Source organism: Marinobacter sp. M5B (genome assembly GCF_042604615.1).
GTDB lineage: Bacteria > Pseudomonadota > Gammaproteobacteria > Pseudomonadales > Oleiphilaceae > Marinobacter > Marinobacter salarius.
Window position 1 is genome coordinate 2,981,400 of sequence record NZ_CP156894.1, and the last position, 23,528, is coordinate 3,004,927.

General features: G+C 57.5%; 26 protein-coding genes. 5 read left to right on the top strand and 21 right to left on the bottom strand.

Annotation, left to right across the window (positions count from 1 at the left end; genetic code table 11):
- Nucleotides 1-33 precede the first annotated feature (33 nt).
- The 18 genes from fliN to AAGD24_RS13595 form a co-directional block, all read right to left on the bottom strand.
- On the bottom strand, nt 34-549 hold the full coding sequence (gene fliN / locus AAGD24_RS13510; protein WP_228209794.1) for a flagellar motor switch protein FliN: 516 nt from the start codon (nt 547-549) through the stop codon (nt 34-36).
- Nucleotides 542-1,540 carry a flagellar motor switch protein FliM gene (fliM, locus tag AAGD24_RS13515; RefSeq protein WP_007155171.1) on the bottom strand — a complete coding sequence of 333 codons (999 nt, stop codon included), beginning with the start codon at nt 1,538-1,540 and terminating at the stop codon, nt 542-544. The genes fliN and fliM overlap by 8 nt, the downstream gene beginning before the upstream one ends.
- 103 nt (nt 1,541-1,643) lie before the next feature.
- The gene (fliL, locus tag AAGD24_RS13520; protein WP_036204845.1) at nt 1,644-2,153 is read right to left on the bottom strand and encodes a flagellar basal body-associated protein FliL; all 510 of its coding nucleotides are present in this window, start codon (nt 2,151-2,153) and stop codon (nt 1,644-1,646) included.
- 167 nt (nt 2,154-2,320) lie between these two features.
- Entirely contained in the window at nt 2,321-3,538 is a 1,218-nt protein-coding gene (locus AAGD24_RS13525; protein ID WP_036204843.1) for a flagellar hook-length control protein FliK, read from the bottom strand.
- A gap of 129 nt (nt 3,539-3,667) precedes the next feature.
- Complete coding sequence (locus AAGD24_RS13530; RefSeq protein ID WP_036204841.1) at nt 3,668-4,012, bottom strand: Hpt domain-containing protein; 345 nt, start codon at nt 4,010-4,012, stop codon at nt 3,668-3,670.
- Nucleotides 4,009-5,775 (bottom strand): SpoIIE family protein phosphatase, encoded by a 1,767-nt coding sequence (locus tag AAGD24_RS13535; protein ID WP_379865377.1) that lies wholly within the window; start codon nt 5,773-5,775, stop codon nt 4,009-4,011. Before AAGD24_RS13535 ends, AAGD24_RS13530 begins: the two co-directional genes overlap by 4 nt.
- 32 nt (nt 5,776-5,807) lie before the next feature.
- Entirely contained in the window at nt 5,808-6,113 is a 306-nt protein-coding gene (locus AAGD24_RS13540) for an STAS domain-containing protein (protein WP_036204837.1), read from the bottom strand.
- 124 nt (nt 6,114-6,237) lie between these two features.
- The gene (gene fliJ, locus AAGD24_RS13545; protein ID WP_036204835.1) at nt 6,238-6,678 is read right to left on the bottom strand and encodes a flagellar export protein FliJ; all 441 of its coding nucleotides are present in this window, start codon (nt 6,676-6,678) and stop codon (nt 6,238-6,240) included.
- Nucleotides 6,678-8,069, bottom strand: coding sequence for a flagellar protein export ATPase FliI (gene fliI, locus AAGD24_RS13550; RefSeq protein ID WP_227517887.1), 1,392 nt, complete (start codon nt 8,067-8,069; stop codon nt 6,678-6,680). Before fliI ends, fliJ begins: the two co-directional genes overlap by 1 nt.
- The gene (locus AAGD24_RS13555; protein ID WP_036204831.1) at nt 8,041-8,892 is read right to left on the bottom strand and encodes a flagellar assembly protein FliH; all 852 of its coding nucleotides are present in this window, start codon (nt 8,890-8,892) and stop codon (nt 8,041-8,043) included. The genes fliI and AAGD24_RS13555 overlap by 29 nt, the downstream gene beginning before the upstream one ends.
- Nucleotides 8,892-9,932 carry a flagellar motor switch protein FliG gene (fliG, locus tag AAGD24_RS13560; RefSeq protein ID WP_041333672.1) on the bottom strand — a complete coding sequence of 347 codons (1,041 nt, stop codon included), beginning with the start codon at nt 9,930-9,932 and terminating at the stop codon, nt 8,892-8,894. The genes AAGD24_RS13555 and fliG overlap by 1 nt, the downstream gene beginning before the upstream one ends.
- Nucleotides 9,925-11,622: a flagellar basal-body MS-ring/collar protein FliF gene (gene fliF, locus AAGD24_RS13565; RefSeq protein ID WP_036204825.1), complete on the bottom strand. Its 1,698-nt coding sequence runs from the start codon at nt 11,620-11,622 to the stop codon at nt 9,925-9,927. The genes fliG and fliF overlap by 8 nt, the downstream gene beginning before the upstream one ends.
- Before the next feature lie 15 nt (nt 11,623-11,637).
- On the bottom strand, nt 11,638-12,006 hold the full coding sequence (gene fliE / locus AAGD24_RS13570) for a flagellar hook-basal body complex protein FliE (RefSeq protein ID WP_036204822.1): 369 nt from the start codon (nt 12,004-12,006) through the stop codon (nt 11,638-11,640).
- 217 nt (nt 12,007-12,223) lie between these two features.
- Entirely contained in the window at nt 12,224-13,690 is a 1,467-nt protein-coding gene (locus tag AAGD24_RS13575) for a sigma-54 dependent transcriptional regulator (RefSeq protein ID WP_041335984.1), read from the bottom strand.
- Nucleotides 13,691-13,702: 12 nt separating this feature from the next.
- Complete coding sequence (locus AAGD24_RS13580) at nt 13,703-14,971, bottom strand: PAS domain-containing sensor histidine kinase (protein ID WP_085680029.1); 1,269 nt, start codon at nt 14,969-14,971, stop codon at nt 13,703-13,705.
- A gap of 224 nt (nt 14,972-15,195) precedes the next feature.
- Nucleotides 15,196-16,647, bottom strand: coding sequence for a sigma-54 dependent transcriptional regulator (locus AAGD24_RS13585; RefSeq protein ID WP_036204813.1), 1,452 nt, complete (start codon nt 16,645-16,647; stop codon nt 15,196-15,198).
- 71 nt (nt 16,648-16,718) lie between these two features.
- On the bottom strand, nt 16,719-17,045 hold the full coding sequence (locus AAGD24_RS13590) for an SOS cell division inhibitor (protein WP_379865381.1): 327 nt from the start codon (nt 17,043-17,045) through the stop codon (nt 16,719-16,721).
- Nucleotides 17,046-17,111: 66 nt separating this feature from the next.
- Nucleotides 17,112-18,470, bottom strand: a complete 1,359-nt coding sequence (locus AAGD24_RS13595; protein ID WP_036204795.1) for a DUF1329 domain-containing protein — start codon at nt 18,468-18,470, stop codon at nt 17,112-17,114.
- Between the two features lie 260 nt (nt 18,471-18,730).
- Here AAGD24_RS13595 and AAGD24_RS13600 point away from each other — a divergent pair, with 260 nt between their 5' ends.
- Nucleotides 18,731-19,207: a DUF6586 family protein gene (locus AAGD24_RS13600; RefSeq protein ID WP_379865383.1), complete on the top strand. Its 477-nt coding sequence runs from the start codon at nt 18,731-18,733 to the stop codon at nt 19,205-19,207.
- A 51-nt stretch (nt 19,208-19,258) separates the two neighbouring features.
- Nucleotides 19,259-19,519, top strand: coding sequence for a hypothetical protein (locus AAGD24_RS13605; protein WP_007155189.1), 261 nt, complete (start codon nt 19,259-19,261; stop codon nt 19,517-19,519).
- A 3-nt stretch (nt 19,520-19,522) separates the two neighbouring features.
- Here AAGD24_RS13605 and AAGD24_RS13610 read toward each other — a convergent pair whose 3' ends face one another.
- Together AAGD24_RS13610 and lexA are read right to left on the bottom strand one after the other, a co-directional pair.
- Nucleotides 19,523-19,933: a cell division inhibitor SulA gene (locus tag AAGD24_RS13610; RefSeq protein WP_371915653.1), complete on the bottom strand. Its 411-nt coding sequence runs from the start codon at nt 19,931-19,933 to the stop codon at nt 19,523-19,525.
- Between the two features lie 165 nt (nt 19,934-20,098).
- The gene (gene lexA / locus AAGD24_RS13615; RefSeq protein WP_036204787.1) at nt 20,099-20,707 is read right to left on the bottom strand and encodes a transcriptional repressor LexA; all 609 of its coding nucleotides are present in this window, start codon (nt 20,705-20,707) and stop codon (nt 20,099-20,101) included.
- A gap of 178 nt (nt 20,708-20,885) precedes the next feature.
- Here lexA and AAGD24_RS13620 point away from each other — a divergent pair, with 178 nt between their 5' ends.
- Nucleotides 20,886-21,881, top strand: a complete 996-nt coding sequence (locus AAGD24_RS13620) for an amidoligase family protein (RefSeq protein ID WP_036204785.1) — start codon at nt 20,886-20,888, stop codon at nt 21,879-21,881.
- Nucleotides 21,874-22,641 (top strand): gamma-glutamyl-gamma-aminobutyrate hydrolase family protein, encoded by a 768-nt coding sequence (locus AAGD24_RS13625; RefSeq protein ID WP_036204783.1) that lies wholly within the window; start codon nt 21,874-21,876, stop codon nt 22,639-22,641. The genes AAGD24_RS13620 and AAGD24_RS13625 overlap by 8 nt, the downstream gene beginning before the upstream one ends.
- On the opposite strand, the gene AAGD24_RS13630 is transcribed toward AAGD24_RS13625, so the two are convergent.
- On the bottom strand, nt 22,626-22,826 hold the full coding sequence (locus tag AAGD24_RS13630; protein WP_007155194.1) for a hypothetical protein: 201 nt from the start codon (nt 22,824-22,826) through the stop codon (nt 22,626-22,628). The genes AAGD24_RS13625 and AAGD24_RS13630 overlap by 16 nt on opposite strands.
- 12 nt (nt 22,827-22,838) lie before the next feature.
- Between AAGD24_RS13630 and AAGD24_RS13635 the strand changes: the two genes are divergently transcribed.
- Complete coding sequence (locus AAGD24_RS13635) at nt 22,839-23,525, top strand: SIMPL domain-containing protein (RefSeq protein WP_036204779.1); 687 nt, start codon at nt 22,839-22,841, stop codon at nt 23,523-23,525.
- The last annotated feature ends 3 nt before the right edge of the window (nt 23,526-23,528 follow it).

The following is a 23,528-nucleotide window of genomic DNA, read 5'->3' on the forward strand; positions in this document are numbered from 1 at the left end:
TAACGGACAGCAGAACGATGCACCCGCACCATCCTATTTCTGCAACCGCTTAATGCGTTCGCCGGGGCTGATGACGTCCGTCAGGCGGATGCCGAACTTCTCGTTCACCATGACCACTTCGCCGTGGGCAATCAGGGTGCCATTGACCAGCACGTCCAGCGGCTCACCCGCCAGCCGGTCCAGTTCAATGACCGAGCCCTGATTCAACTGCAACAGGTTGCGAATCGGAATCTGGGTGTTACCCACTTCCATGGAAATGGTCACGGGAATATCGAGGATGACATCCAGGTCCGGTGCGGGACCAGTGCCCTGGCTGAAGTTCGATCCCTCCGGAAACTCTTCCATAGGTGCCGCACGGACATCATCTTTGGCGTCGTCGCTGCCGTCATCGTCGTCGGTTTCTCCAGCCTCTGCCATGGCCGCAGCCCATTCGTCCTCGCGGCCATCTTCGTCGGCATCCCCCGACTCTTCCATGGCCGATTCCCACTCGGCGGCAAGCTTCTCGTCTTCGCTGAGTTCCTGCTCGTCTTTCTTATCGTCGTCAGCCATTGCGTCCCACCTTCAGTTGTTTTTTCACTTTGGGCACCGTCGCCCGGTCATGAATCCTTAGCGCCAGCTTGCCATCACGGGTTCCCATCGTGGCTTTGTAGACCGGAATGCCATTGGCAGTCAGGGTCAGTAACTCGGGGATTTCCACGGGGATGATGTCACCTTCCTTCAGTTTGGCAATATCGCGAAGAGAAATGCGTCGGCGGCAAACCGTGGTGTTAATGGGAACATTCACGTCCTTGATATCTTCCTGAAGCGCACTGACCCAGCGTTCATCCACGTCGTCAATGTCGCTCTGGACGCCAGCGTCCAGCACATCCCTTATGGGTTCAATCATGGAGTACGGCAGCGCCATGTGCAGCTCGCCACCACCACCATCAAGCTCAATGTGGAAGGTGCTCACAACCACCACCTCACTGGGGCTGACGATGTTGGCCATGGCCGGGTTGACTTCGGAACTGAGGTACTCGAAATCCACCTTCAACACCGCATGCCAGGCTTCCCGCATGTCATGAAACACCTGGTCAAGCACCATCTGTACGATACGGGTTTCCGTCGGGGTAAATTCGCGGCCCTCGATTTTGGCGTGTCGGCCTTCCCCGCCGAAGAAGTTGTCCACCAGCTTGAAGACCAGCTTGGCGTCCAGCACAAACAGCGAAGTCCCCCGAAGCGGGCGAACCTTGCAGAGGTTGAGGCTGGTGGGCACGTACAGGGTGTGGATGTACTCGCCGAACTTCATGATCTGAACACCACCGGTGGACACATCGGCGTTGCGGCGCAACAGATTGAACAGGCTGATCCGGGTATAGCGGGCGAAACGCTCGTTGATCATTTCCAGTGTGGGCATCCTGCCACGGACAATGCGGTCCTGGCTGGCAAGGTCGTAGGACTTGATACCGGCTTCGTCGGTTTCATCATAGGTATCAATGTCGCCGTCATCCACACCATGGAGGAGCGCGTCAATTTCGTCCTGTGACAGTAAGTCCTGCATACGTTTCTCTGCCTGTGATGTCCGCCCTACCGGGCGCTGTTGCATTCTTTAGCTTGCCCTAGATTGTCTCTAGTACATTGCTAATGCATTTCTAACGCATTCTCTACTGAACGACAAAGTTCCTGAACAGCACGGCCAGCAAGGGCGGCTCCCCTTCCTGTTCTAGCGCGCTGTTAACGGTCGCCAGCATATCATCGGCCAGCGCCTTCCGGCCTTCCGGCGTCTGTAACTCGTTAAAGTCCCTGCCACCGAGTACGCCGATCAGTTTGCTGCGAAGCAACGGCATATGCTGGTTAGCCGCAGCCAGTGCTGCCGGGTCCTGAGCCTCGAAAGCCAGATATACCTGGGCATAGCGTTGCCGCCCTTCGGCCTGCACTGTCGTGACCAGAGCCTTCTCCAGCACCGTGTAGGTGCTGGGCACAAACACTTCAACCTGCTCCGAGCTGTCTTCCTGTTCTGCATCAGCCATGCCCGGGATGCCACCGCCCAGAAACCACATGGTACCAACGACTGACAACCCGACCGCCAGAACAATCACCACGGTCAGCATCAGTATCAGTTTGAGCTTGCCTTTCTTTGCCGGCGCCTCAGGGGGCGCATTGTTTTCAGCCATAACGTAGGTCTGCCAGAAATCCGTCAACCGGAACGGTTATAAAGAGGTTTAAGCAAAGGACGGGCCAGATAACCCCATCCTCCCTATCAGAACAGCAGTTTAGCGTTGCTGGGGAGGATGGGCAAAGGGAGAGTGATGCAGAATCATCAGGTGAAGGGGTGCCGAGGTCAGGCGAAGATATCAACTTCGCCTTTCCAGGTCAGATCAAGGGATTCAGATGGAAGATCCTGTTCGTCCAGTCCGCCATCGGCAAGTACTGCCCTCTCATCCTTGCTGCCCTCCCCGGCATTGTCCTCGCCGGCTTGCTGCTGCGATGAATCACTGACGTCAAACTGGTCCAGTGACAGTCCCTGCTCACTCAGCATGTCCCTGAGACGGTGGCTGTGCAGTTCAAGCTGGTCCCGCACGGCCGGGTTGGCGGAATGAACGGTAATGTGTGCCTGCTCCTGCTGAACCTGAACCCTGACTTCCATGGGCCCCATATCAGGCGGTGTGAGATGTATTTCGGCGACAGACATATTTCGTGCTGTCAGCCAGGTCAGCTTTCCGACGAGCTTGTCCCCCCACTCCGCGTGACTGACCGGTACATCAATAGAGGTGGTATACCCTCGCAAGTTGGCGACCTCTGCAGGCAGCTTTGCCGTATTCGGATTGGCCAGCTGCTGGTTAGCCAACTCTGCAGCGGCCTGGAAGCGCACCGCGCCTTGCAGCGATGGGGTTTCCTGAGGACGCGATGCGTCTGCCGCCACACCCGACAACAAAGCGTCGGTCAATGCCAGGCCCGGCGCAGCGCCTGAACCACTTCCCTGCACTGTCGACAGGGCCTGTTTGCCTGCGGTATTGCCAGGCAGGCCTGCAATCATTCCGGCAAATGCTTGCACACCCGGCAGTGCGCCACTACCGGCACCCGGGTTGCCGCCCGACACTGCCGTGGTGTTCCCCCCCGCCGGCATCAGCAGAGCCTGAAGTTCAGCGAATGTCAGGGGAACAACCTCCTTCGGCGCCTCCTGATCCGCTAACGATGGAGACTCAGCTTCCCCAGATGGAGCGGCCTCCTCTTTTTCTGCAGTCGGTTTTTCCGGAGCCCCTTCCTTGCCCTGAACCTCCGAGTTGTCAGCCTGGGCATTGGTTCGCGGTTCCTCAGGGTCATCGGCGGGTTTGCTTTCGCTTTTGTCCCGGCCGGCCTGGTCGGCACGGCCAGTATCCTCGGCCCGAGCCTGATCACGCTTTTCAGCCTGTTTTCGATCGATTCGTTGCTGCTCCTCACGAGACACGGAATCAAAAGGACTATCGCCGTTTTTTTCCCGATTGCCTGAGACGCTTTTCGAACCGTTATCGGCCTGTGGACCCTGTGGGGAAGCCTGGGGAAGAACCATTTGGGACATGGCAACCTCTTGCCGCTTTTACTGGATGACGGTGGAATCTGAACGCTGCAGACGCCCTTTCAGTGCGCTAATCCTGCTTTTCAGCGCACCTGTACGATATCAAAGCAAAAGCGATGCCATTCGTTCACGTCACGCAATAAAACGCTTGAGTGTGCCCTCAACCTGTCGGAATTCATTCTCGATGTCGTCGAGCATTGCTCCGGCCTGTGACAATTGATTGTCGCGGCCCGCCTTCTCCGCCTCGAAACAAAGTTCGCCCAGTCGAGGGGCACCAATATTGATGCAACTGCCTTTGAAGCTGTGAGCGGATTTTGCGAACGCGTCAGCATCCGATTTTTCCAGTGCCGACCGCAGATGCGCAATACGGTCAGAGGAATCATGGAGGTAAGTATTGATCAGAATGTCGAACTCATTCTCCATGACTTCCTGCAACTCGGCCAACGCTTCTTCATCAAGGTGTGGTTTGTCCGTCATGACCAACCCCCTGGTTGTTGGGTGATACTGCCCTCACGGCCAGTAACCTCAGAAAAATACCAATCATATACAATTTCAGCCTTGGTGCCATGTTCCCGGTAATTCAGGGAACGCCCAATTTTTTGTAACAACAGCAAACCTCTGCCTGAATAGCGGCGCTCATCTTCGGCCTCCGGACGCACACTGCTGAAATCAAAGCCACTGCCACTGTCTTCGCAGACAATAACCAGCTGCCCGCCCCTGTCTGTCATGGTATGGGTCAACGTAAAGCGTATAAAGTGGCCCGCCACATCGGCCAGCCTCCGCTCACGTTCAGCGTAGTAGTGCCCGAATCCGTCGGGTGTCGCCTTCCAGTCCGAGCACAAGCCAAGCACACCGTGTTCCAGTGCGTTGCTGTACAGCTCAGACAACAGCGTATATATCTCGCCACTCTTCCGGCGCAGCCCCGGCACCTCCATGCAGATATGCAGCAGCAAAGGCAGGGGGCTGAACTGCCCCAGGGTTCGATCCTGAACCTCGTACACACAGCGCCACTCCGACGGCCCCTCCAGTGCGGACTGGGGCAGTCGATCGGAAATACCAACCAGTTCCGCGTCTTCCGCCATTCGCAGGCTGATCAACGTCAGGTCGTCCTGTTCAGGCTGATTTCCGGTAAAGGTACGAATGCCGGCCATAATGGTTTCAAACGGTGACCCCTGTCGGCTCATTTCGTCGAGAGAGCGGGCAAGGCGCTGCTCTCCATACATCTCACCCTGATGGTTCTCAGCCTCCATCACACCGTCTGTCATCATCAGCAAGGTATCACCCGGCTCGGTATGGAACACATCCATACCCGCATCAAACCGTGCACTGCCGAGCACCCCCAAGGGCAGGTGCCGTGAAACAATGGTTTCACGCGCTCCATCCTTTCTCAGTAACACTCCGTCAGGGAGCCCTCCATTCCAGATCTGCAGCTGGTTCAGGTGAAAATCCGCCTGGATCATGGCTGCACAACAGAACATTCCGGTGGGCAGTATCCGGCCCAGTTTCTGGTTGATCTCCCGGAGTACATCGCTGCCACTGAATCCCTTGCTGGTCATGCCGTAGAAAATTTCCGCCACGGGCATGGCGCCGATGGCGGCCGGCAGGCCATGACCAGTGAAATCCCCAATCAGTATTTGCATGCCGCCAGCCGGGCGTGGACAGGCGAACAGCACGTCGCCGTTGAAAATTGACATTGGCGACGCATGAAAGCGGATATTGGGCGCGTCCAGACAACCGGTATGGGCAACGTTGTCAAACACCCGCTTCGCAACCTTCTGCTCTTCCAATAGCGTGCTGTTGCGTTCGCGAATCAGATCCCGGTGATGGCTCAGGGTGCGGTGCATCAACCGCATGCGATTGAAGGCGTTAATCTTGGCTTCAATGATGATGCGATTGTAGGGTTTGGTCAGAAAATCGTCGCCGCCAGCCTCCAGGCAACGAGCCAGGGCGCCGGCGTCCGACAGTGATGTCAGGAAAATCAGGGGAACCAACTGCTCTCCCGCCAGCACCTTGATCTGGCGGGCGGCCTCCATTCCATCCATAACCGGCATCAATGCATCCAGCAGGACGATGTCTGGCGCGGACTTGCCGAAAATATTGACGGCTTCCAGTCCGTTTTCGGCGTCTTCAACCTCGTGACCAAGGCGGCGCAACAGGGTTTTGAGTATCAGACGATCACTGTGGCTGTCATCGGCAATGAGAATCCGGAGTGGCCGGTTTTCTGGGAGTGGATCATCCACATCGGGCCTCCGTGACGTCTTCCCCGGGTGATTCAGCGAATCGCGAACAATTGTTCAAAGTTGGAGATTGACAGAATACGACGCACATCGCTGTTGCAGTTTTCGATGCGAATCCGGGCACGGTCACCCCCCGCGTAGTCACGCAGCAACAGCAACATGCCAAGGGCGGAACTGTCGAGGTAGGTGGTGTCCGAAAGATCGACGACAAAGCAGCTCACCTTTTCGTCGCCATGTTCGTACGCATCACGAAACGCCTGATGGGTGCTGAAATCGAAACGCCCTTCAATTTTTATGGTCAGGGTCTGGCCATCGTCACTGCGATGCGTATGAATCGGCATTCCGGAGCCTCCATGGTATGCGTGCCGGGTAACGGGAAATGACAGGTGTGCCCAGGGCACCCTGTCATAAAGGATAGCTTACAACACCGAATTTGCATCCGCCGTTTGCCATTTGGCAACCCGATCAGCGCCGCCTCGCCAGTATCCGCCCGGCGGCTTCGTCCATTTGCTTCTGTTCCCTGACATCCTGCTCCCGCTGCTCGTGCCGGCGACAGGTTTCAATGTACTTTTCCATTCCCCGGCGCCGCTCCCAGGCCCTCTGCCATTCTTCCCGGCATGCCTGGAGCCGTTCTGCCGCCTGTGTCAGCAGTTTCTGCTGTTGCACAATCACCTGATCCAACTGGGCTATAAACGCCTGCCAGCCCTGGAGGCGAGCAACAGACACCACACCTTTCTGGCTACTGCGGATCTGTTCCCGGTATTCCCGCTGATACCGCTCAAGGTTTTCTATCTGCTGGCGCTGGGCTTCATGATGCTGCTGTGCTTCCGCCATTTTTTCCAGGGCGGCCTTTTCTTTACGTTCTTCCAGAGTGAGCACGACCGAAAGGCGCTGGGACCTGAGCATCACCTACCACCTCCATCGGCCTGTGGCGGGGTCTTGGGGCGATCGGGAGAGCGTCTTTCCGGCACCACCGCAAGCAACTGCTGGATGCTGTCCTCCAACGGAGCGCTTTCGTTCAACCCCTGCTGGAGGAACTGTCCCATGTTGCCGATATGGGTGATGGCAAAATCGGTTTCAGGATCTGATCCTTTTACATAGGCCCCGACACTGATCAGGTCCCTGGCCTGCTGATAGCGGGAGTAGACCTGTTTGAAGCGCTGGGCGCGGGCAAAATGTTCGGTCTCGGTCACCTGCGGCATTACCCGGCTGATGGACGCCTCCACATCGATGGCGGGGTAATGGCCTTCTTCCGCCAATCGCCGGGACAGCACAATGTGGCCATCCAGGATCGCCCGCGCGGCGTCCGCGATAGGATCCTGCTGGTCATCGCCTTCCGTCAGTACGGTATAGAATGCAGTAATAGAGCCACCACCAGGCCTGCCATTGCCGGTACGCTCAACCAGTTGCGGCAATTTGGCGAAAACCGAAGGCGGATAGCCCTTGGTGGCTGGAGGCTCGCCGACGGCCAGGGCAATTTCCCGCTGGGCCTGTGCATAGCGGGTCAATGAATCCATCAACAGCAATACCCGCTTGCCCTGATCCCGGTAGTATTCCGCAATTCGGGTGGTCAGCATGGCAGCACGCAGGCGCATCAGTGGTGAGTCATCGGCGGGGGAGGCAACCACAACAGAGCGGGCAAGCCCTTCGTCCCCAAGGATATCCTCAATGAACTCTTTAACCTCACGGCCCCGTTCGCCGATCAGGCCAACCACCGTGATATCCGCGTTGGTGAAGCGGGTCATCATACCCAAGAGAACACTCTTGCCAACGCCGCTGCCGGCAAAGAGGCCCAGGCGCTGCCCCTGGCCGACGGTCATCAGTGAATTGATAGCCCGGATACCCACATCCATGGACTGACGCACCGGCGCACGGTCCAGCGGGTTGATGATATCGCCACTGAGAGACACGCGGGCTTCCGCCTGCAGCGGGCCCTTGCCGTCCAGTGGCTCGCCGTTGCCGTTGACCACCCGCCCCAGCAACTCCGGGCCGACCGGCACCCGGCTGGCCACCGACAACGGCACCACCCTGGCTCCAGGGCGCAACCCCTCTATGGCCGTAAGCGGCATCAGATAGACACGGTCATCCTCAAAACCCACCACTTCCGCTTCCACGGTGCCGGCGCCCTGCCCGGTAATCACGCAGCGGTCGCCGACCACCATGGGGCAACCCACACATTCCAGGGTAAGGCCTACCATGCGCGTCAGCCGCCCGGACAGTTCCGGCTGGGGGTCTTCGGTAAAGTAATCCTGCAGTCGTGTCAGGCGTTCAGCCAGGTGTGCTGTCATGGCCTTCATCCTCGTCGGAGTCAAGCACATCGTGCCGGAAGTCGGTCAGATCGCCCATCATGGCATCAAGCTCTTCCCCCTCACCGGCGGATTCGGTGTCCAGTTGGCGGTCCAGCATGCCCTGAACGGCCTTCTGGAAGCGTTTTTCCACCGTGAAGTCCACCAGGCTGTGGCGGGTTTCCAGCTTGCAACCGCCCCGGAGAACAGAAGCATCTTCGACAATGGAGGTCGCCGCCTCGAACCTGTCGGCAACCTCACTGACCCATTGATAGTCATCCGGATGAATATGGATGCGCACGTTTTCCGTTGTAGATGGTAGCGCCGTCATCGCCTTGCGGACCACGTCGGTAATGTGGGAAGAATCCAACGACAGCTCCCGGAACACCACGGAGCGCGCAAGAACGGTCGTCAGATTGACCAACGCCGTTTCCACCTCGTCTTCATGGCGTTTGATTGGTTCCAGTAATTCGCCAAGCAAATGCTCCAGTCGGTCCAGCTTGGCATCCACCTCCTTGCGGGTGTCCGCCAGGCCTTCCTCCGCGCCCTGCTCGCGGCCCTCGGCAAGCCCTGCTTCAAAGCCTTCCCGGTGCCCCTGCTCACGACCTTCACTCAGCCCCGCCTGATACCCTGCGTCACGGCCTTCCGCATGACCGTCTTCACGGGCCGCCTGGCGGATCTCCTCAATATCGGCGGCGGTCAACGGCTTTACGTCGCGGTCTTCTTCCTGCGCGATTTCATTGCCGCGCGCATCCAACAGCGGAAGCTCCCAACGCTCGTAGGCCGTGAGGTTTTCCTTGGGAATGCGATCGAGGTTGCGACGGGGATCTTTCATCACATCATTTCTTCCCCAGCACCGCCAAGGGTGATCTCACCAGCTTCAGCCATACGACGGGCAATGGTAATAATGTCCTTCTGGGCAGACTCCACTTCACTGACCCGTACCGGCCCCTTGGCCTCCAGGTCATCCTGCAGAAGTTCTGCGGCCCGCTTGGACATGTTCTTGAAGATTTTCTCCTGAACGGCGTCATCGGCGCCCTTGAGCGCGACGACCAGCACCTCGGAAGACACTTCCCGCAGCAACGCCTGAATACCACGGTCGTCAATGTCCTTGAGGTTATCGAAGACAAACATCAAGTCCTCGATTGTGGACGCCAGGTCCGGGTCCATGTCCTTGATGGAATCCATCAGGCCGCCTTCAACGCTGCGGTCCATGAAGTTCATGATGTCAGCCGCCCGTTTGACCCCGCCGATGCGGCTGGTCTGGGCCGCTGAGCCACCGGAGAACTGCTTCTCGAGGATATCGTTGAGTTCCTGCAGTGCCTGCGGCTGGATACTTTCCAGCGAAGCCACCCGCATCATTACATCCAGGCGCACCTTGTCGTCCAGAGTGCCGAGGATCTCCGCGGCCTGGTCCGGATCGAGGTAGGAAATAACGATGGCCTGAATCTGGGGGTGCTCGTAACGGATAATATCGCCCACCGCACGGGGTTCCATCCACTTCAGGGTATCCAGGCCGGTGGTGTTGCCACCAATAAGGATACGGTCGATCAGGCTGGAGGCCTTGTCGTCCCCCAAGGCCTGGGTGAGCATGGTGCGAATGTAATCATCATTGCCAACCCCCAGCCCGGTCTGGCCGCCAACAGCCTCGACAAACTGGTTCAGGACATAGGTAACGTCGTCCTTGCTGACGTCTTTCATCTGGGCCATGGCCACGCCAACCCGCTGGACCTCTTTCGGCCCCATGTGCTTGAGCACTTCGGCAGCGTCGTTTTCGCCCAGTGACATCAGCAGGATTGCCGCCTGCTCCACCCGCGGAATCTTGCGCTGGGGCTTTTGCGCCGCATCAGGCTGGCGGTTGTTCTCATCAGTCATCGACATTCACCCACTGGCGCATCACCTGGGAGACCCTTGCGGGGTCTTCCGCAATCAGGCCTTTCAGTGCATTCAATTGTCTATCATAGCTGTCTGTCGCGCCGGGCAAAAGCAGATCGTCCTGTGAATGCATGGCTTCGCGCAGAGCGTCGCCGCCTTCGATGCCATCAAGGCCGTCATAGCCGTCGTCGGAGTCACCCCTGCGTTCGCTGCGGCCACCGCCGGACAGACTTTTCAAGGTGGGTCGCAACAGGCCCAGAACCAGAACCAGAATGACCAGGCCTGCGAGCACCTGCTTCATCAGGTCCCAGAACCACGGCTGCTCCCAGAACGCCGGTGCTTCAAACTCGATCTGCTCTTCGGCGGCGAACGCAGTGTTCATCACCGTAACACTGTCACCCCGGGCGGCCGAATACCCCACGGCATCGCGTACCAGCATGGTCAGGCGCTGCAGTTCCTGTTCCGGCCAGGGTTCATAGCTGACTTCGCCGGTCTGGGGATCCACCACTTTCATGTCATCAACCGCCAAGGCTACCGACAAACGTTTTATGCGGCCAAGTTCCTGGCGGATATAGCTGACGGTGCGGTCCATTTCGTAGTTTCGGGTCGACTCTTCACGCACGTTCACCGGCGGCGCCTGGACGTTGCCCTCGTCATCGGCGGTTGCCTGTTCCGGAACTGTCGGCTGAGCGGGCGGCTGGTTGGACAGGGCGCCGGGGATTCCACTGGCGCCGCCACCGGCACGCCGCTCGGACATCTGGCGCTCGCTGCGCACAGCTTGCTGTTCGGGATTGAACAGCTCCTCAGCCTGTTCCACCGAGGAGAAATCGAGATCCGCCGTCACTTCCGCACGGAAACGACCGTCGCCCACCACCGGCCTGACCATGGAGGCAACCCGACGAGCCAGGCGATCCTCAACGCGGGAGGTGTAATCGTACTGGTCTTCAATCTGCTGGCTGTCACCGCCGTCCTCACGACCGGTGAGCAGGTTTCCACTCTGGTCGACCACGGTCACATTGTCCTTGCTCATTTCCGGAATGCTGCCGGCAACCAGGTTCACGATCGAGGCAATCTGCTCCTGCTCCAGGCGACGACCGGCAATTACTTCAAGGAACACGGACGCTGTCGGCGTGCGCGCGTCGCGGACAAACACCGAGCGCTCCGGAATCGCCAGATGAACCCGAGCGGCACGAACCGTGCGCATGCTGCCAATCGTTCGTGCCAGCTCGCCTTCCAGGCCACGGCGGAAACTGATGGTTTCCATAAACTGAGAGGTTCCAAGGCCACGGTCCTGGTCCAGCAGTTCGTAGCCCATGGTCTGCTCGTCCGTCACGCCCTCTGCTGCAAGTTTCAGGCGGGCGTTATAGACCTCATCGGAGGGCACCAGCAATGCGCCTGTGCGTGGATCCATACGGTAGTCGATGTTGTTGGCATCAAGAATGGTCGTGACATCCTGTGGGTTGTAGCCGGACATATCCCCCACCACAGGCTGGTAATTGGGCTCCTGGGCCCAGAGAACCACGGCAACGCCAAGGGCAACACTGGCGGCAAGCCCCACCATCAGGCCCACCTGTCGCAGCAGGTTCAACCGGTTGAAGCCGAAAATCAGGTCGCTACGGCTCTCGCCGGTATCGTCTCCCCGCGCCGCGGGCATATTCGAGGATGAGGTTTCAGCAGGTACGCTGGCCATGGGTCCGCTCCGCTATCAAACCGGCATATTCATGATGTCTTCGTAGGCCTTCACCACCCGGTTACGGACCTGGGTCAATGCCTCGAAGGAGATGGATGCTTTTTCAGACGCGATCATGACGCGGGAGATATCCATGTTCGGATCGCCCATTTCATACGCCGTCTTCATATCACTGGATGTTTGCTGGAGTTCGTTCACAGAACCCACAGCCTGGCTGAGCATGTCGCTGAATTTGGGAGTGTCGGAGGTTTCCTGGACCTTGGACGGCCCGTCCATCCGTCCGCGAATGTTGTTGTCCTGTTCAACCCGCTGATTCTCCATCATCTGCGAGCGCATATTGCGAATTTCTGAAAGGACACTGTTGATGTCAGCACGCTGAACCATGATTCACTCTCCCGGCCCGCCGTATAAATGGGCAAGCCATTGACCTGGACATATCTGAACAGGTCAAAGCAAACCGCAGGCCAACATAATTAATTTGTTAATTTTCATAATGTTAATTAACAATCGGAGAGAAAGGCGAAAGACAGCGACGGTCTTTTGACGTGGGCACAAAAAACGGCACCCTTGGGTGCCGAACGAAGGAGCCTGTTGGCTGTGGTCAGGCGGCGGCCAGCTCTGCATCCAGATCGATGCCGGCATCGCGCATCTGGGCCAGTTTGTATCGGAGCGTGCGCGGGCTGATACCCAACTGCTCCGCCGCCCGGTTGCGTCGACCACGCTCTTTTTTCAACGTTTGGATGATAATCCGGAATTCACGCTGTCGGACTTCATCACCCAGTGACGTGGAAGATAGCGCTCCGAGACCCGACAGGCTTTCCTCAGCATAGGTATCCTGAGCGTCCCGATCAGGTGACTCAGCCCCGGATTCGGAAACGACTGGGTGTGGAGAGGCCGGAGATGTCGTGCCGGCGGGGCCACTTTCCATACGCCCGGTAATTCCGAGTTCCAGGCAAAGGTCACCAGCATGGATGACATTCCCCTGGTGCAAGACCAGCGCCCGCTGTATCGCGTTGTCCAGCTCGCGAACGTTGCCCGGCCATTGATGACCCATCAGCGCATCTCTGGCGTCGGGCGCGAAGGTCACGCCGGTCAATTTCATCTTGCGGCAATGATTTTTCAGCAATGCATTCGCCAGCGGCATGATATCCAGTGTACGTTCGCGCAGTGGCTGCCAGTGCATGGGGAAGACCGTCAGCCGGTAGTACAGGTCTTCACGGAATTTGTTTTCCCGCACGTAATCGGACAGATCCCGGTTGGTGGTGGCAATAACCCGTACATCCAGGGCGATGGTCTTGCGACCACCGACCCGCTCAACCTCGCGCTCCTGCAGCACCCGCAACAGCTTGGATTGCAGGCCAGGATCCATTTCCGAAATCTCATCCAGCAGGATGGTGCCACCGTTGGCCTGCTCGAACTTGCCCGGGGAGGATGCAACCGCACCGGTAAAGGCACCCTTCTCGTGGCCAAACAGGATGGCCTCCAGCATATTCTCGGGAATTGCCGCGCAGTTGATCGCCACGAACGCCTGGTCTGACCTGGGAGACTGCTGGTGAATATAGCGCGCCAACACCTCTTTACCGGTTCCACTTTCCCCGGAAATCATCACCGTCGAGTCACTGGCTGCCACCTTCGCCGCCAGTTGGAACATCCGTTTGCTGATCGGATCTTCCGCAACGGGCTGGTCGACACTTTTCTGGCGGCCGCCGCCGACCACTCTGGTCACCGCATCCACAAGCACTGATGGCTCGAACGGTTTGACCAGGTAGTCGATGGCACCGGACTGCATCGCGGACACCGCATGGCTGATCTGACCATAGGCGGTGATCAGCATGGTCGGCAGGCCGGGGTACCGTCTTTGTATTTCATGCAGCAAATCGTGACCGGACATTCCAGGCATGTTCACATCACTGACAACCATATCCACCGGCGACTCAGCCAGCTTCGCCAGGGCCTGCTCCGCATTGGCGGCTTCACGCACGCGAAACTTTGCCAGCTCAAGGGTGGTAACCAGCGCTTCTCGAAGATCCTGGTCATCCTCAACAATCAGAATTTGGGCTTTGGCCATAATAGCCTCCGATCAGTCATTCTTTGATGGCTGCTGCCGACGGTCACCCGTCGACAACGAACGCATCAATGGCAGGGAAATGATGGCAACAGCACCTCCGGCGGCAGGCGCATCAATCGAGAAACGACCCTGGTGCGCTTTCACCACCGCCTGGACCACGGCGAGGCCCAAGCCGGTGCCGTGGGATTTGGTGGTATAGAACGCTTCCAGCAATTGACTTGCCTGCTCCGTGGTAAACCCAGGACCGTTATCACTCACGCGCACCACCAGTTCCTCGTCAACGGACACAACGGCAACTTCAACGTTCGTCGCCCCGGCCTCCACGCTGTTGTTCACTAGGTTGGTACAGGCACCCACCAGAGCATCACGATTGCACATCAGCGCGGCGCTATTGACCTGGTCACTCAACCCCACCGACACACCGGCAGGGAGCTTCAATCCTTCCAGCGCGGAAGCCAGCGCCTGAACCAGGGTGTCGGCAGACAATTCCTCTGCCAACCGCGTCTCGCCCCGGGCGAAAATAAGCATGTCACGCACCTGCTGCTCCAGGTGCGTCAAGCGGGACATCAACCGTGAGGCACAACGCTGACGCATCTCCTCGTCCAGGTCTTCCTGGCTGAGGTGCCCGCCATACAGAATGGCAGCCGACAGCGGTGTACGAATTTGATGAGCCAGGGAGGCCACCATCTTGCCCATGGCGGAAAGCCGCTGGGCATGGGCGAGCTGAGACTGCAAATGACGGGTTTCAGTCAGGTCCGTCAGCAGGATCAACTGCCCCGGCTGGTTTTCCATGGTACGAATTTCAATACTGACACGACGGCCATCCTTGAGTGACACTTCGTGGCCATCGTCGCGGCGGGGCGCAAAACAGCGGCGGATAACATCCACCCACCGCTCTCCACCAAGAGGCTCCCCCAACAACGTGATCGCCGCCGGATTGGTCTGCGTCACCACCCCCTGGCTGTCGAGCACCACAACCCCGGCCGGTAGCGCATGCAGAAGCGTCGAGAGCCGGTCTGCCAGCTCCTCTTTCTGCTCCAGCTCCGCCTGGCGCTGCTGGGATTCCGCGGACAGCTCCCCGGACAACTGATTAACACGGGACTCAAGAGTGCGGTAGGAATCAGTGATCTGTCGGGACATCTGATTAAACAGCTCCAACGCTGTCCCCACAGCCTCATCGTCCTGCTCCGGGAACAACGCCGTCACCTTGTCATTGACATCGGCAGCCGCATTGGCAGACGCCTTTGCTGACGACAAACCCACAAACTGTAACTGACTCATAAACTCGCCCTCTGACCGGACTAACCCCCGGCCCGTACCAATCGGATGGATCGTTTGGACGAGACTAAGCCAGCACTGTGCCAACTTTAAATTTTGTTTATTTTTCAACAGGAAGGAAAAACAGAGGAAAGGCATACGACGGGTTTCCGTCGCCTAAAAACAGCGATGGCGCCGAAGGTTACAAACCTTTGACGCCATCAGAAACCGATTCTTTGGGGGATTGATCAGCTCTCCTCGGACTCCTCATCCCGAAGTCCATACTTCCGGACCTTCTCAACCAGCGTCGTTCGACGAATCCGAAGCTTTTCGGCTGCCCGGGCCACTACTCCTCCGGCTTCATCCAGCGCCTGCTGAATCAACTGCCTTTCAAGATTGGACAGGTAGTCCTTCAGGTCGATGCCGTTCACCGGCAGCAGAGCCGGCGCATCCAGCCCCACCAGCCCGGGAATGCCAGAGGGCATACCGGAGTCTTCCACTGGCCGGTTCTCGTCGTAATCGTCCACGTAACGGAACTTCTTGGGCAACTCCTGAACCCCAATGACACCGTAGGGGTGCATAATCGCCAACCGCTCCACCAGATTCGCCAGTTCGCGAACATTCCCGGGCCAGTCGTGGCGGCAAAGACTCATGATCGCAGCCGAGTTCAGCCTGAGGGAGCCCCGCTTTTCTTTCTCCATCCGCGAAATCAATTCATTGATCAACAGCGGAATGTCTTCCACCCGGTCACGTAAAGCGGGCATTTCAATGGGGAAAACGTTCAGGCGGTAATAGAGATCTTCACGGAAATCGCCCGTTTCAATCATGTCTTCGAGATGTTTATGAGTCGCGGCAATGACCCTGACGTCGGCTGACTGAGTCCGGTTACTGCCAACACGCTCATAAGTGCGTTCCTGCAGAACCCGCAGAATCTTGACCTGCATGTTCAACGGCATGTCGCCGATCTCGTCTAGAAACAGGGTGCCCCCCTCGGCCATTTCAAACCGACCTACCCGCGACGTGATCGCGCCGGTGAACGCGCCCTTCTCGTGCCCGAACAATTCGCTTTCCAGTAATTCCGCTGGAATGGCACCGCAGTTGACCGGCACGAAGGGCTTGTCGCGACGAGAGGAATGGTAATGGAGGTTTCGCGCCACCACTTCCTTGCCCGTTCCCGACTCGCCAGTAATTAGCACACTCACATCCTTGTCGGCCACCTGCTCCATTAATTGGCGTACCGATTGCACTTTTCGACTCGTACCAACAAGGCTACGGAAAAGCTGCAGACCACGTTGCTGCCCCCGTTCACGGGAACGTGCAAACTGATCCCGGTAGATCTGTGCACGGTAGAGCGAGTCCACGAATTTGGTGTAGTTAAGCGGCCATTCCATGCGGGCAATTACCCGGCTTGTCTCGTCGTCGGAGAGGCCCGCCAGATCAGGGTCGCCAACCAACAGCAAAGGCACCCCCTGAGCGACCTCGCACACGGTTGAAATCACTGCGGTCACGCCATCGTCCTCGCCGTTAACAACGGCAACGGAAATTGACTCCAGATCCTCAGCGTCACCGCTGCTCAGCAGTGAATGGGCATCGGCCCCAACGACAATGCCCTCTTCGCCGATAAACTCAAGAATGGTAGAAATGTCACGTCTTTTCGCATCGTCCTCGCTGAGCACCAGCACCTTGTTATTCTTCGACATCCAAACGAATCTCTTGCGGGGATTTGTGCGGTATTTAAGACTGTAAGTGGGCCTGAGTCAATTTTATGACGCTATTTTGGCCGATTTAACGAGACGTTTTGATAGGCTTTTGCCGCGCTGCGGTTCTGGTTCACCCCTTTCAGCGCTTTCTGGGCTTCCGCCTTGGCTTCATTTGCCGAAATATTGGCACGATCACAGAATGTCTGCAGGGCTGCCAGCCTTTCCCTGATTGGCTCAGGGCTCAGATCGCCGGCCTCAAGGGCCGCCATAACCGGCTCGATCGTCGGTTTGACCAGCTCATTCAGACGGGACAGTTCGTCCCAGTTCTTCTCCGCAAGCGCGGTCTTCAGGTGTTCAACCAAGGTATCCACTGCCTCTAGCTGTTCCGGTACCGACATAATTGCATCTCCTTGAAAACGGTCCGGTAGCGCCCCGTGCCTCGACCGGCCCGGGGCTGCCAGTCATCAGCGGCGGGCTGCTCTCCGGGCTGCCGAGGCAGAAAACTGATTACCACGGAAGCCAGGCTCGAAATCATAGGCGGGGAAGCCGTTATCCAGACCATCGATGTAATAGCGCTGGGCGTTCAGATCGTAAGTCATCTCCATGGTAGTCCAGAATACCGGCTCACTGTAGTAGCTGATGTTGTGAGCTTCGGACACCCGCCAGAGTTCATCATTGCTGTCGTACTCCTCCGTGGCAAGAATCTGCCAGCTATCTTCGTCGACGTAGAACACCCTGCGGGAATAGATATGACTGATACCGGTCCGCAGTTTCGCTTCGACAACCCATACCCGATGTAGCTCGTATCGGGCCAACTCCTGGTTGATGTGCTGTGGCCGAATGACATCGTCCGGCTGGACATCCGCGTCGTGAAGCTTGTAGGCATTGTAGGGCACGAAGATCTCACGCTTGCCTTTCAGCTCCCAGTCGTACTGGTTAGGGGCGCCATTGTACATGTCTTTCTGATCAACCGAGCGGAGGGATGAAGAGTTCGGCAGATCGGTTTCATAGGCCAGGTTCGGTGACCGGCGCAGCCGCCTTGAGCCGGCATCGTATCGCCACGCGAGCCGGGGTGAGCGAATCTGATCCAGGGTTTCATGAACCAGAGTGATGGTGCCCGCGAGACTGGATGGTGCGATGGTGTCGGTTTTCAGGTAAAAAATCTTGTTATCGATATCGGCGAGGTTCGCGCCGCGGCGGCTGTAGGCAAAGTAATAGTCGTACTGGTTAACAACCTGGTTGTAGGAACCGTTCACCTGGGGCGTCGCTGAAGCGCTACGGAACGACAGTTCCTCTCCGCGATAACGCAGGATGTGGTTCCAGATCACCTCCAGGCCATTCTTTGGAATCGGGAAGGGGCTGGTCATGATGGTGTCACGCACACCGTTTCCGTTCGCCAGAAGTTCCGCGCTGCGGGCATTCTCCCGGGACTTTTCGTACACATCTTCCGGGAAGGCCGCGGTACGACGGGTCTGGTACACCGGCATCACAAATTCCGGGCCATATTGCTCAAGCATACGGATGTGTCCGTCGGTCAGCTTGTCGCGATATAGATCCACATTCGCGCCGGTAATAACAAACAGAGGCTCATCCTCGGGAAACGGGTTGGTTTCCACCTGCCCCGGTTTCCAACTAGCGGGCGGCTTGGTTAGCCCACCTGTCCACGCCGGAATGCTGCCAGAGGCATTGCCCTGCCGCTCAGCTCCAACTGGAGTCAGTTCGCTAGCCAGCCGCTGAGCTTCGGATTCACTGACCTTTGCCAACGCAACGCCTGACAACCCAAACAATGCCACTGTAAAACCCGTGACCCATTGGTTCCGCATTCCCTTCTACCTCCAAGGTAACCGATCAACCCATGTGTCATTCGCGGTTTGGCATGCCTACGCCGGAAACAACAACAGGCGATCAAATGTTATTCAATCGGGGCGCCTTTTTGCCAAATTCAAACGACCGTTTCAAGTGAATCTTTGTAGTTTCTTGTCAAAACCACCAAACCAACGGTGGGAGGAGAAATTCACAATGAAAAATGTTATAGTTGGCGATTAATTCATCGCACAGCAGTGAACCGCTCTCAGGTACTACCATGGCTTCGCAGTGGCATTCATTGGTTTCCCAGAAAATATTCCTGGCTCGCAACCTGTTGGGGCAGCTGGAGCACAGCGACACCGTTCCAACGAAAGAAGCCCTGCTGCAAGGCAGCATAGAGCTAGGGCTGAGGGCTCGAAAACTGACGCTGGTAATGATCGCCAGGGTGTATCAGCACAAACATAGCCAGCCTGATGACCTTGAGGCACTGGATGAGCTGATCGGAACCCACAGCCCGGAAATGACAGAACTGGAGCAGCTGGCCAGTGACGGGCGGAGTTGGTGGAGTCATCTCGAGCAGCTTGAGCGTCATCAGGGCAATCCCCCGGTGACCCGAAAAACGGTCAGCAATGAAAACGTGATTGCGGTTGCAGCTGACACCGGCCCGGATCGCTCAAAGCAGGCTCTGGAAACCACTCTGGGCGCGATGAAACACTTTATCGATATCCTCGAGGATCGGCACAGCGAATGGTAATGAACCACGGCGTTGCCGGACCCAACAGGAATGAACTGAAAGGCTAACTTAATGTCACCATCGTTTTTCGAGATTGTACAACTGAGCAACGGAGACTATGCGCTTCGCCGCATCGACGACGACAGTGCACCACTGGTCCAGATATCATTTTCGACGGAAGCCAGGGAGATGATGGAAGACCGGGACATGAACGTGGCCAAGGCCATGATTGCAGCCGGTATTGAGGCCGTCGGTAACGTTGCCCATGATATCGACTGGGAAGACGAAGAGCCGGACACTCAGGACATCCGGCCCTCCTACACACTTCATTGACGATCAGCGCTGGCGCAGCACCACACCATGACTGTTACCCCGAGCCGAAGCCTGCTCCAGTGACGCGAGCGCTTCGCGCCCGAGCTTGTGGGTCCACATGACCACAGCGTGACAGGTGCCTGCGCTCAGTGCTCGCTCGGCAAGCTCCCCGGCTGGGTAGTCAGGAGTAGACCTCAACACCAACAGTTCGCCTGCAACGATGCCACGCATGGTCTGCCACTTACTGACAAGGCTTTGGGGCGGATCAATCCAGGCTAACCAACGCTTCTCCTGATTCAACTGCGTAAGCATCGGTAGCAATAGCTGGAAGTTCTCAACCTGCCCTTCGGGCAAAATGATTTCGGTCACATTGCCTGCCGGTTTGGCTGGGCGACTCCTGACAGCAGGCGCCCTGACGGTATCATGGTCGCTCATACCGGCAACCTCTGAACCGACAAACCTGCCGCCTCCGTGAGCATAAGCCAGATTCTGATTAAAGCTGAGTTGTTCCATAATAAGCCTCACCTGCCGTTAAGCCGCGCCCGCGGTGTTCAACACTCAACGAAACACAGCCGGATATGTCCGGACACCCTGGGGGTGTCAGTGAAGGTCCGAGCGCCGTATGACCCCGACGCCGAGCCCCTCAATGAAGAGTTCCTGTTCTGTCAGATCCACTTCTATGGGTTCGAATTCCTCGTTCTCGGCGATCAAGTACACTTTCGAGCCTTCCTTACGGAACCGTTTGACCGTGACTTCCTCACCTACCCTCGCCACAACCACTTGTCCGTTGTGCACATCGTGGGTGCGGTGCACCGCCAACAGGTCGCCGTCAAGGATGCCAATGTCCTTCATGCTCATGCCGCGTACCCTGAGCAAATAATCCGCCGAGGGCGAGAAAAATTCAGGCTGCAGGGTGCAATGGTCTTCGATATGCTCCTGGGCCAGTATGGGGCTACCGGCCGCCACCTGACCGATCACTGGCAAACCAAGATCAGCCTCTACATCGGGAAGACGTATTCCCCGGCTGGCTCCCGGCACCATCTCGATGGCGCCTTTTCGGGCCAGTGCCCGCAGATGTTCTTCTGCGGCATTGGCAGAACGAAACCCAAGTTCCGCCGCGATTTCTGCACGGGTCGGCGGATACCCAGTCTCGTCAAGGTAGCGACGAATAATATCCAGTACCTGTGTCTGCCTAGCTGTCAGCTTCATTTAGGTTGCCCCGGTTAGCCCTGTTTTTATATACAGTGATTTGACTATATACAGTGTTTTATCCAGTGTAAACCCTGTAAACGCAATTTTTCCTTGAGCCGCACTGGGTGGCCCGTCCACCACGCCCTGACGTATGACTGTGTTAAGGTAATCGCAACCAAGATAGGGAGTCGCCTGAATGAGCAACAGATGTAGGTTACCGGACATCCTCAAGACGGATGATGGCAAGGAACGCAGAGTTGGCGTTGAAATTGAGTTGTCCGGCCTCGGTTACGAAGATCTCGTCTCGCTGTCCGCAAAACTGCTGGGAGGTACCGGAAAGTCTGTTGCGCGCTATGTGTCCGAGGTTGAAACGGAACTCGGTGACTTTACCATCGAACTGGATTCGGACCCGATAAAGGACCTTGATCTGGCCGACGAGCGTCTTCCCGAGTCCGTCAGGGAACTTGGCGGCCAGGCCATGAGCGTGATCGACGCAGCCGCCGAGAAAATCGTGCCCCTGGAGATCGTCAGCCCTCCGCTGGCTTTCAGTAAGCTGGAACGCATAGAGACACTTTGCGATGAGCTGCGAAGAGCAGGCGCACTCGGCAGCCGGGAGGCGCTCTATTATGCCTTTGGTTTGCAATTGAACCCGGAGCTACCGGACCTCAGAGCCACAACGCTGGTGCGCTACCTGCGGGCCTTCGCTGCGCTCTACGAGTGGCTGAAGGCACGCCACCAGATCGATTTCAGCCGTAAGCTGACCAGCTACATTGAACCCTGGAGCAGCACCTACATTGACCTTCTGATTTCAGAGGATTATGCGCCGGACATGGAGCAATTAATGCGGGACTACCTGCATTACAATCCAACCCGCAACAAGGCCCTGGACCTGCTCCCGCTGTTCGCACACCTGAACAGCGATTTGCTCGCAGAATATGTGGAGGATGAGCGCATCAAAAGCCGGCCAACGCTGCATTACCGGCTACCCGACTGCGACATTGATAACCCTGACTGGCATTTTTCCACGGTTTGGAATGACTGGATTGTGCTGGAACAGCTGGTGGCCAACGCTGATGACTTATCGAAACTGGTTACGGAGTTTCGCAACAGTCGCAAACTGAGCCTCCATAACCTGACCCACAGCTGGTTAGACACGTCTGACCAGTGGCTTCGGTCCGGGAACTATGTCTGAAAGCCCGGTAGATAAGCCTGAACATCCGGGCCTTACGATTGGCATCAGCGGCCCGGCACGCCGCAGCCTCGCCCACCGGCTGATCACCTTCGCGCTGCGCCTCCACGGTGCGCGAACCCATTTTATCCGCCCGGGTTCGAAGGTGGACGTCTCGTTGCTCGACGGCCTTGTGCTCTCCGGTGGTACCCACGTGCACCCTTCGCGGTACGGCCAGACTCCCCAGGTCACCGCCCGGTATGACGTGCGCCGCGACGAAACCGATGTTCGTCTGCTGTCCCGTGCTGAAGAATTGAACATCCCGGTACTGGGTATCTGCCGCGGCGCCCAGTTTATCAATATTTTTCGCGGCGGATCTTTGTGCCAGAACGTGACACCTCTGCGGGTGAACACCCGCCACCGGCCGTTACTGTTACCGCTACAGACTGTTCGGGTCGTCAGTGACAGCCGCCTGGGAGAGGTGATGCGCAGCCCGGTGATTGGCGCGAACCGCATCCACAGCCAGAGCATCAAAAAACTGGGCACACATCTCCGCGTTGTCGCCGTGGACAACGACTCGTTTGTGCAAGCGATAGAAAATACACGTGGGCAATGGCTAATGGGCATCCAGTGGCACCCGGAGTACCTGCTTTATCATGGCGGCCACCGGCGGATTTTCAGCCATTTCGTGCAGGCTGCGGAAGACAGGAAGCTGATTCGGCTGGATGAACCCGTCGAAGCCGCCGGAGAAGATGATGAGAATACCGCTCAAAATGGCAGATAACGCTGCAACACGGCCTTAATTTCACGAATTTCCCGAGCATCGTCGGGCAGAGCCGTCAAATAACGGGCCGCCCACTCTTTCAGTTGCTCGCGGGTGGTCACATAATGGGGGTCGCTCCCGGTCAGCCTGAACAGGATATCACGCTCCCGGGGCGTCAACCTGACCTGATTCTCGTGCAATAACATGGAGATCCAACTATGTTCCACAACGTCCATCGATACCTGCTGGCCTCCACGGCCCTGATTCTGTTTCCCCTGGGCGCATCAGCAGCAGAAGTCAGCCTGAGCGGTCAGGCCTCAGTCAAGTATACGCCAGACAGCGCACGGCTGCAGTTCACCGCCCGCGCCGAGCACAAGCTTCCCGAGACAGCCACTGAGGAAGTCAACGAGCAGATGGAGAAGTGGCGGGAGAGCATCGAGGACTTCCGCGACCGGCTCAAATCCTACAGCGACGCCTCGTTGAACCTTTACAGCCGTTCGATTCCCTCACCAGAGCGTCACGAGGAGCCCCGACGAGTGGCCGTGGCTTCGCAAACGGTCAGCTTCACCATCGATGACCTCTCTCTGCTCAACCCGATTCTTGCACAGGCGCAATCACTGGGTATGGACTACAACGTCGGTCCCCATCAGTTTTTTCATTCCGATGAAGTCGGTTTGCGTAAACAGGCCCTGGCGGGCGCCATTGCGGATGCGAAATCACGCTGCGAATTTGTTGCCCGGGAACTGGACAAACAGTGCGGAGAGGTGATGACCATCAACGTCGATGGTGGCCATCAACCCCCGATGCCAATGATGGCGGAAATGCGAGGCGCCTCGGACGCTGTCTCAGCGGTCGGTTCCCGTGAACTGGAGGCCCGGGTTAGCGCGACTTTTGAACTGGAGTAAATC

Coding starts and splice junctions, on each gene's coding strand:
- fliN (WP_228209794.1), bottom strand. CDS start 549: ATGGCTGACGACGATAAGAAAGACGAGCAGGAACTCAGCGAAGACGAG.
- fliM (WP_007155171.1), bottom strand. CDS start 1,540: ATGCAGGACTTACTGTCACAGGACGAAATTGACGCGCTCCTCCATGGT.
- fliL (WP_036204845.1), bottom strand. CDS start 2,153: ATGGCTGAAAACAATGCGCCCCCTGAGGCGCCGGCAAAGAAAGGCAAG.
- AAGD24_RS13525 (WP_036204843.1), bottom strand. CDS start 3,538: ATGTCCCAAATGGTTCTTCCCCAGGCTTCCCCACAGGGTCCACAGGCC.
- AAGD24_RS13530 (WP_036204841.1), bottom strand. CDS start 4,012: ATGACGGACAAACCACACCTTGATGAAGAAGCGTTGGCCGAGTTGCAG.
- AAGD24_RS13540 (WP_036204837.1), bottom strand. CDS start 6,113: ATGCCGATTCATACGCATCGCAGTGACGATGGCCAGACCCTGACCATA.
- fliJ (WP_036204835.1), bottom strand. CDS start 6,678: ATGCTCAGGTCCCAGCGCCTTTCGGTCGTGCTCACTCTGGAAGAACGT.
- fliI (WP_227517887.1), bottom strand. CDS start 8,069: ATGAAGGCCATGACAGCACACCTGGCTGAACGCCTGACACGACTGCAG.
- AAGD24_RS13555 (WP_036204831.1), bottom strand. CDS start 8,892: ATGAAAGATCCCCGTCGCAACCTCGATCGCATTCCCAAGGAAAACCTC.
- fliG (WP_041333672.1), bottom strand. CDS start 9,932: ATGACTGATGAGAACAACCGCCAGCCTGATGCGGCGCAAAAGCCCCAG.
- fliF (WP_036204825.1), bottom strand. CDS start 11,622: ATGGCCAGCGTACCTGCTGAAACCTCATCCTCGAATATGCCCGCGGCG.
- fliE (WP_036204822.1), bottom strand. CDS start 12,006: ATGGTTCAGCGTGCTGACATCAACAGTGTCCTTTCAGAAATTCGCAAT.
- AAGD24_RS13575 (WP_041335984.1), bottom strand. CDS start 13,690: ATGGCCAAAGCCCAAATTCTGATTGTTGAGGATGACCAGGATCTTCGA.
- AAGD24_RS13580 (WP_085680029.1), bottom strand. CDS start 14,971: ATGAGTCAGTTACAGTTTGTGGGTTTGTCGTCAGCAAAGGCGTCTGCC.
- AAGD24_RS13585 (WP_036204813.1), bottom strand. CDS start 16,647: ATGTCGAAGAATAACAAGGTGCTGGTGCTCAGCGAGGACGATGCGAAA.
- AAGD24_RS13590 (WP_379865381.1), bottom strand. CDS start 17,045: ATGTCGGTACCGGAACAGCTAGAGGCAGTGGATACCTTGGTTGAACAC.
- AAGD24_RS13595 (WP_036204795.1), bottom strand. CDS start 18,470: ATGCGGAACCAATGGGTCACGGGTTTTACAGTGGCATTGTTTGGGTTG.
- AAGD24_RS13600 (WP_379865383.1), top strand. CDS start 18,731: ATGGCTTCGCAGTGGCATTCATTGGTTTCCCAGAAAATATTCCTGGCT.
- AAGD24_RS13605 (WP_007155189.1), top strand. CDS start 19,259: ATGTCACCATCGTTTTTCGAGATTGTACAACTGAGCAACGGAGACTAT.
- AAGD24_RS13610 (WP_371915653.1), bottom strand. CDS start 19,933: ATGAGCGACCATGATACCGTCAGGGCGCCTGCTGTCAGGAGTCGCCCA.
- lexA (WP_036204787.1), bottom strand. CDS start 20,707: ATGAAGCTGACAGCTAGGCAGACACAGGTACTGGATATTATTCGTCGC.
- AAGD24_RS13620 (WP_036204785.1), top strand. CDS start 20,886: ATGAGCAACAGATGTAGGTTACCGGACATCCTCAAGACGGATGATGGC.
- AAGD24_RS13625 (WP_036204783.1), top strand. CDS start 21,874: ATGTCTGAAAGCCCGGTAGATAAGCCTGAACATCCGGGCCTTACGATT.
- AAGD24_RS13630 (WP_007155194.1), bottom strand. CDS start 22,826: ATGTTATTGCACGAGAATCAGGTCAGGTTGACGCCCCGGGAGCGTGAT.
- AAGD24_RS13635 (WP_036204779.1), top strand. CDS start 22,839: ATGTTCCACAACGTCCATCGATACCTGCTGGCCTCCACGGCCCTGATT.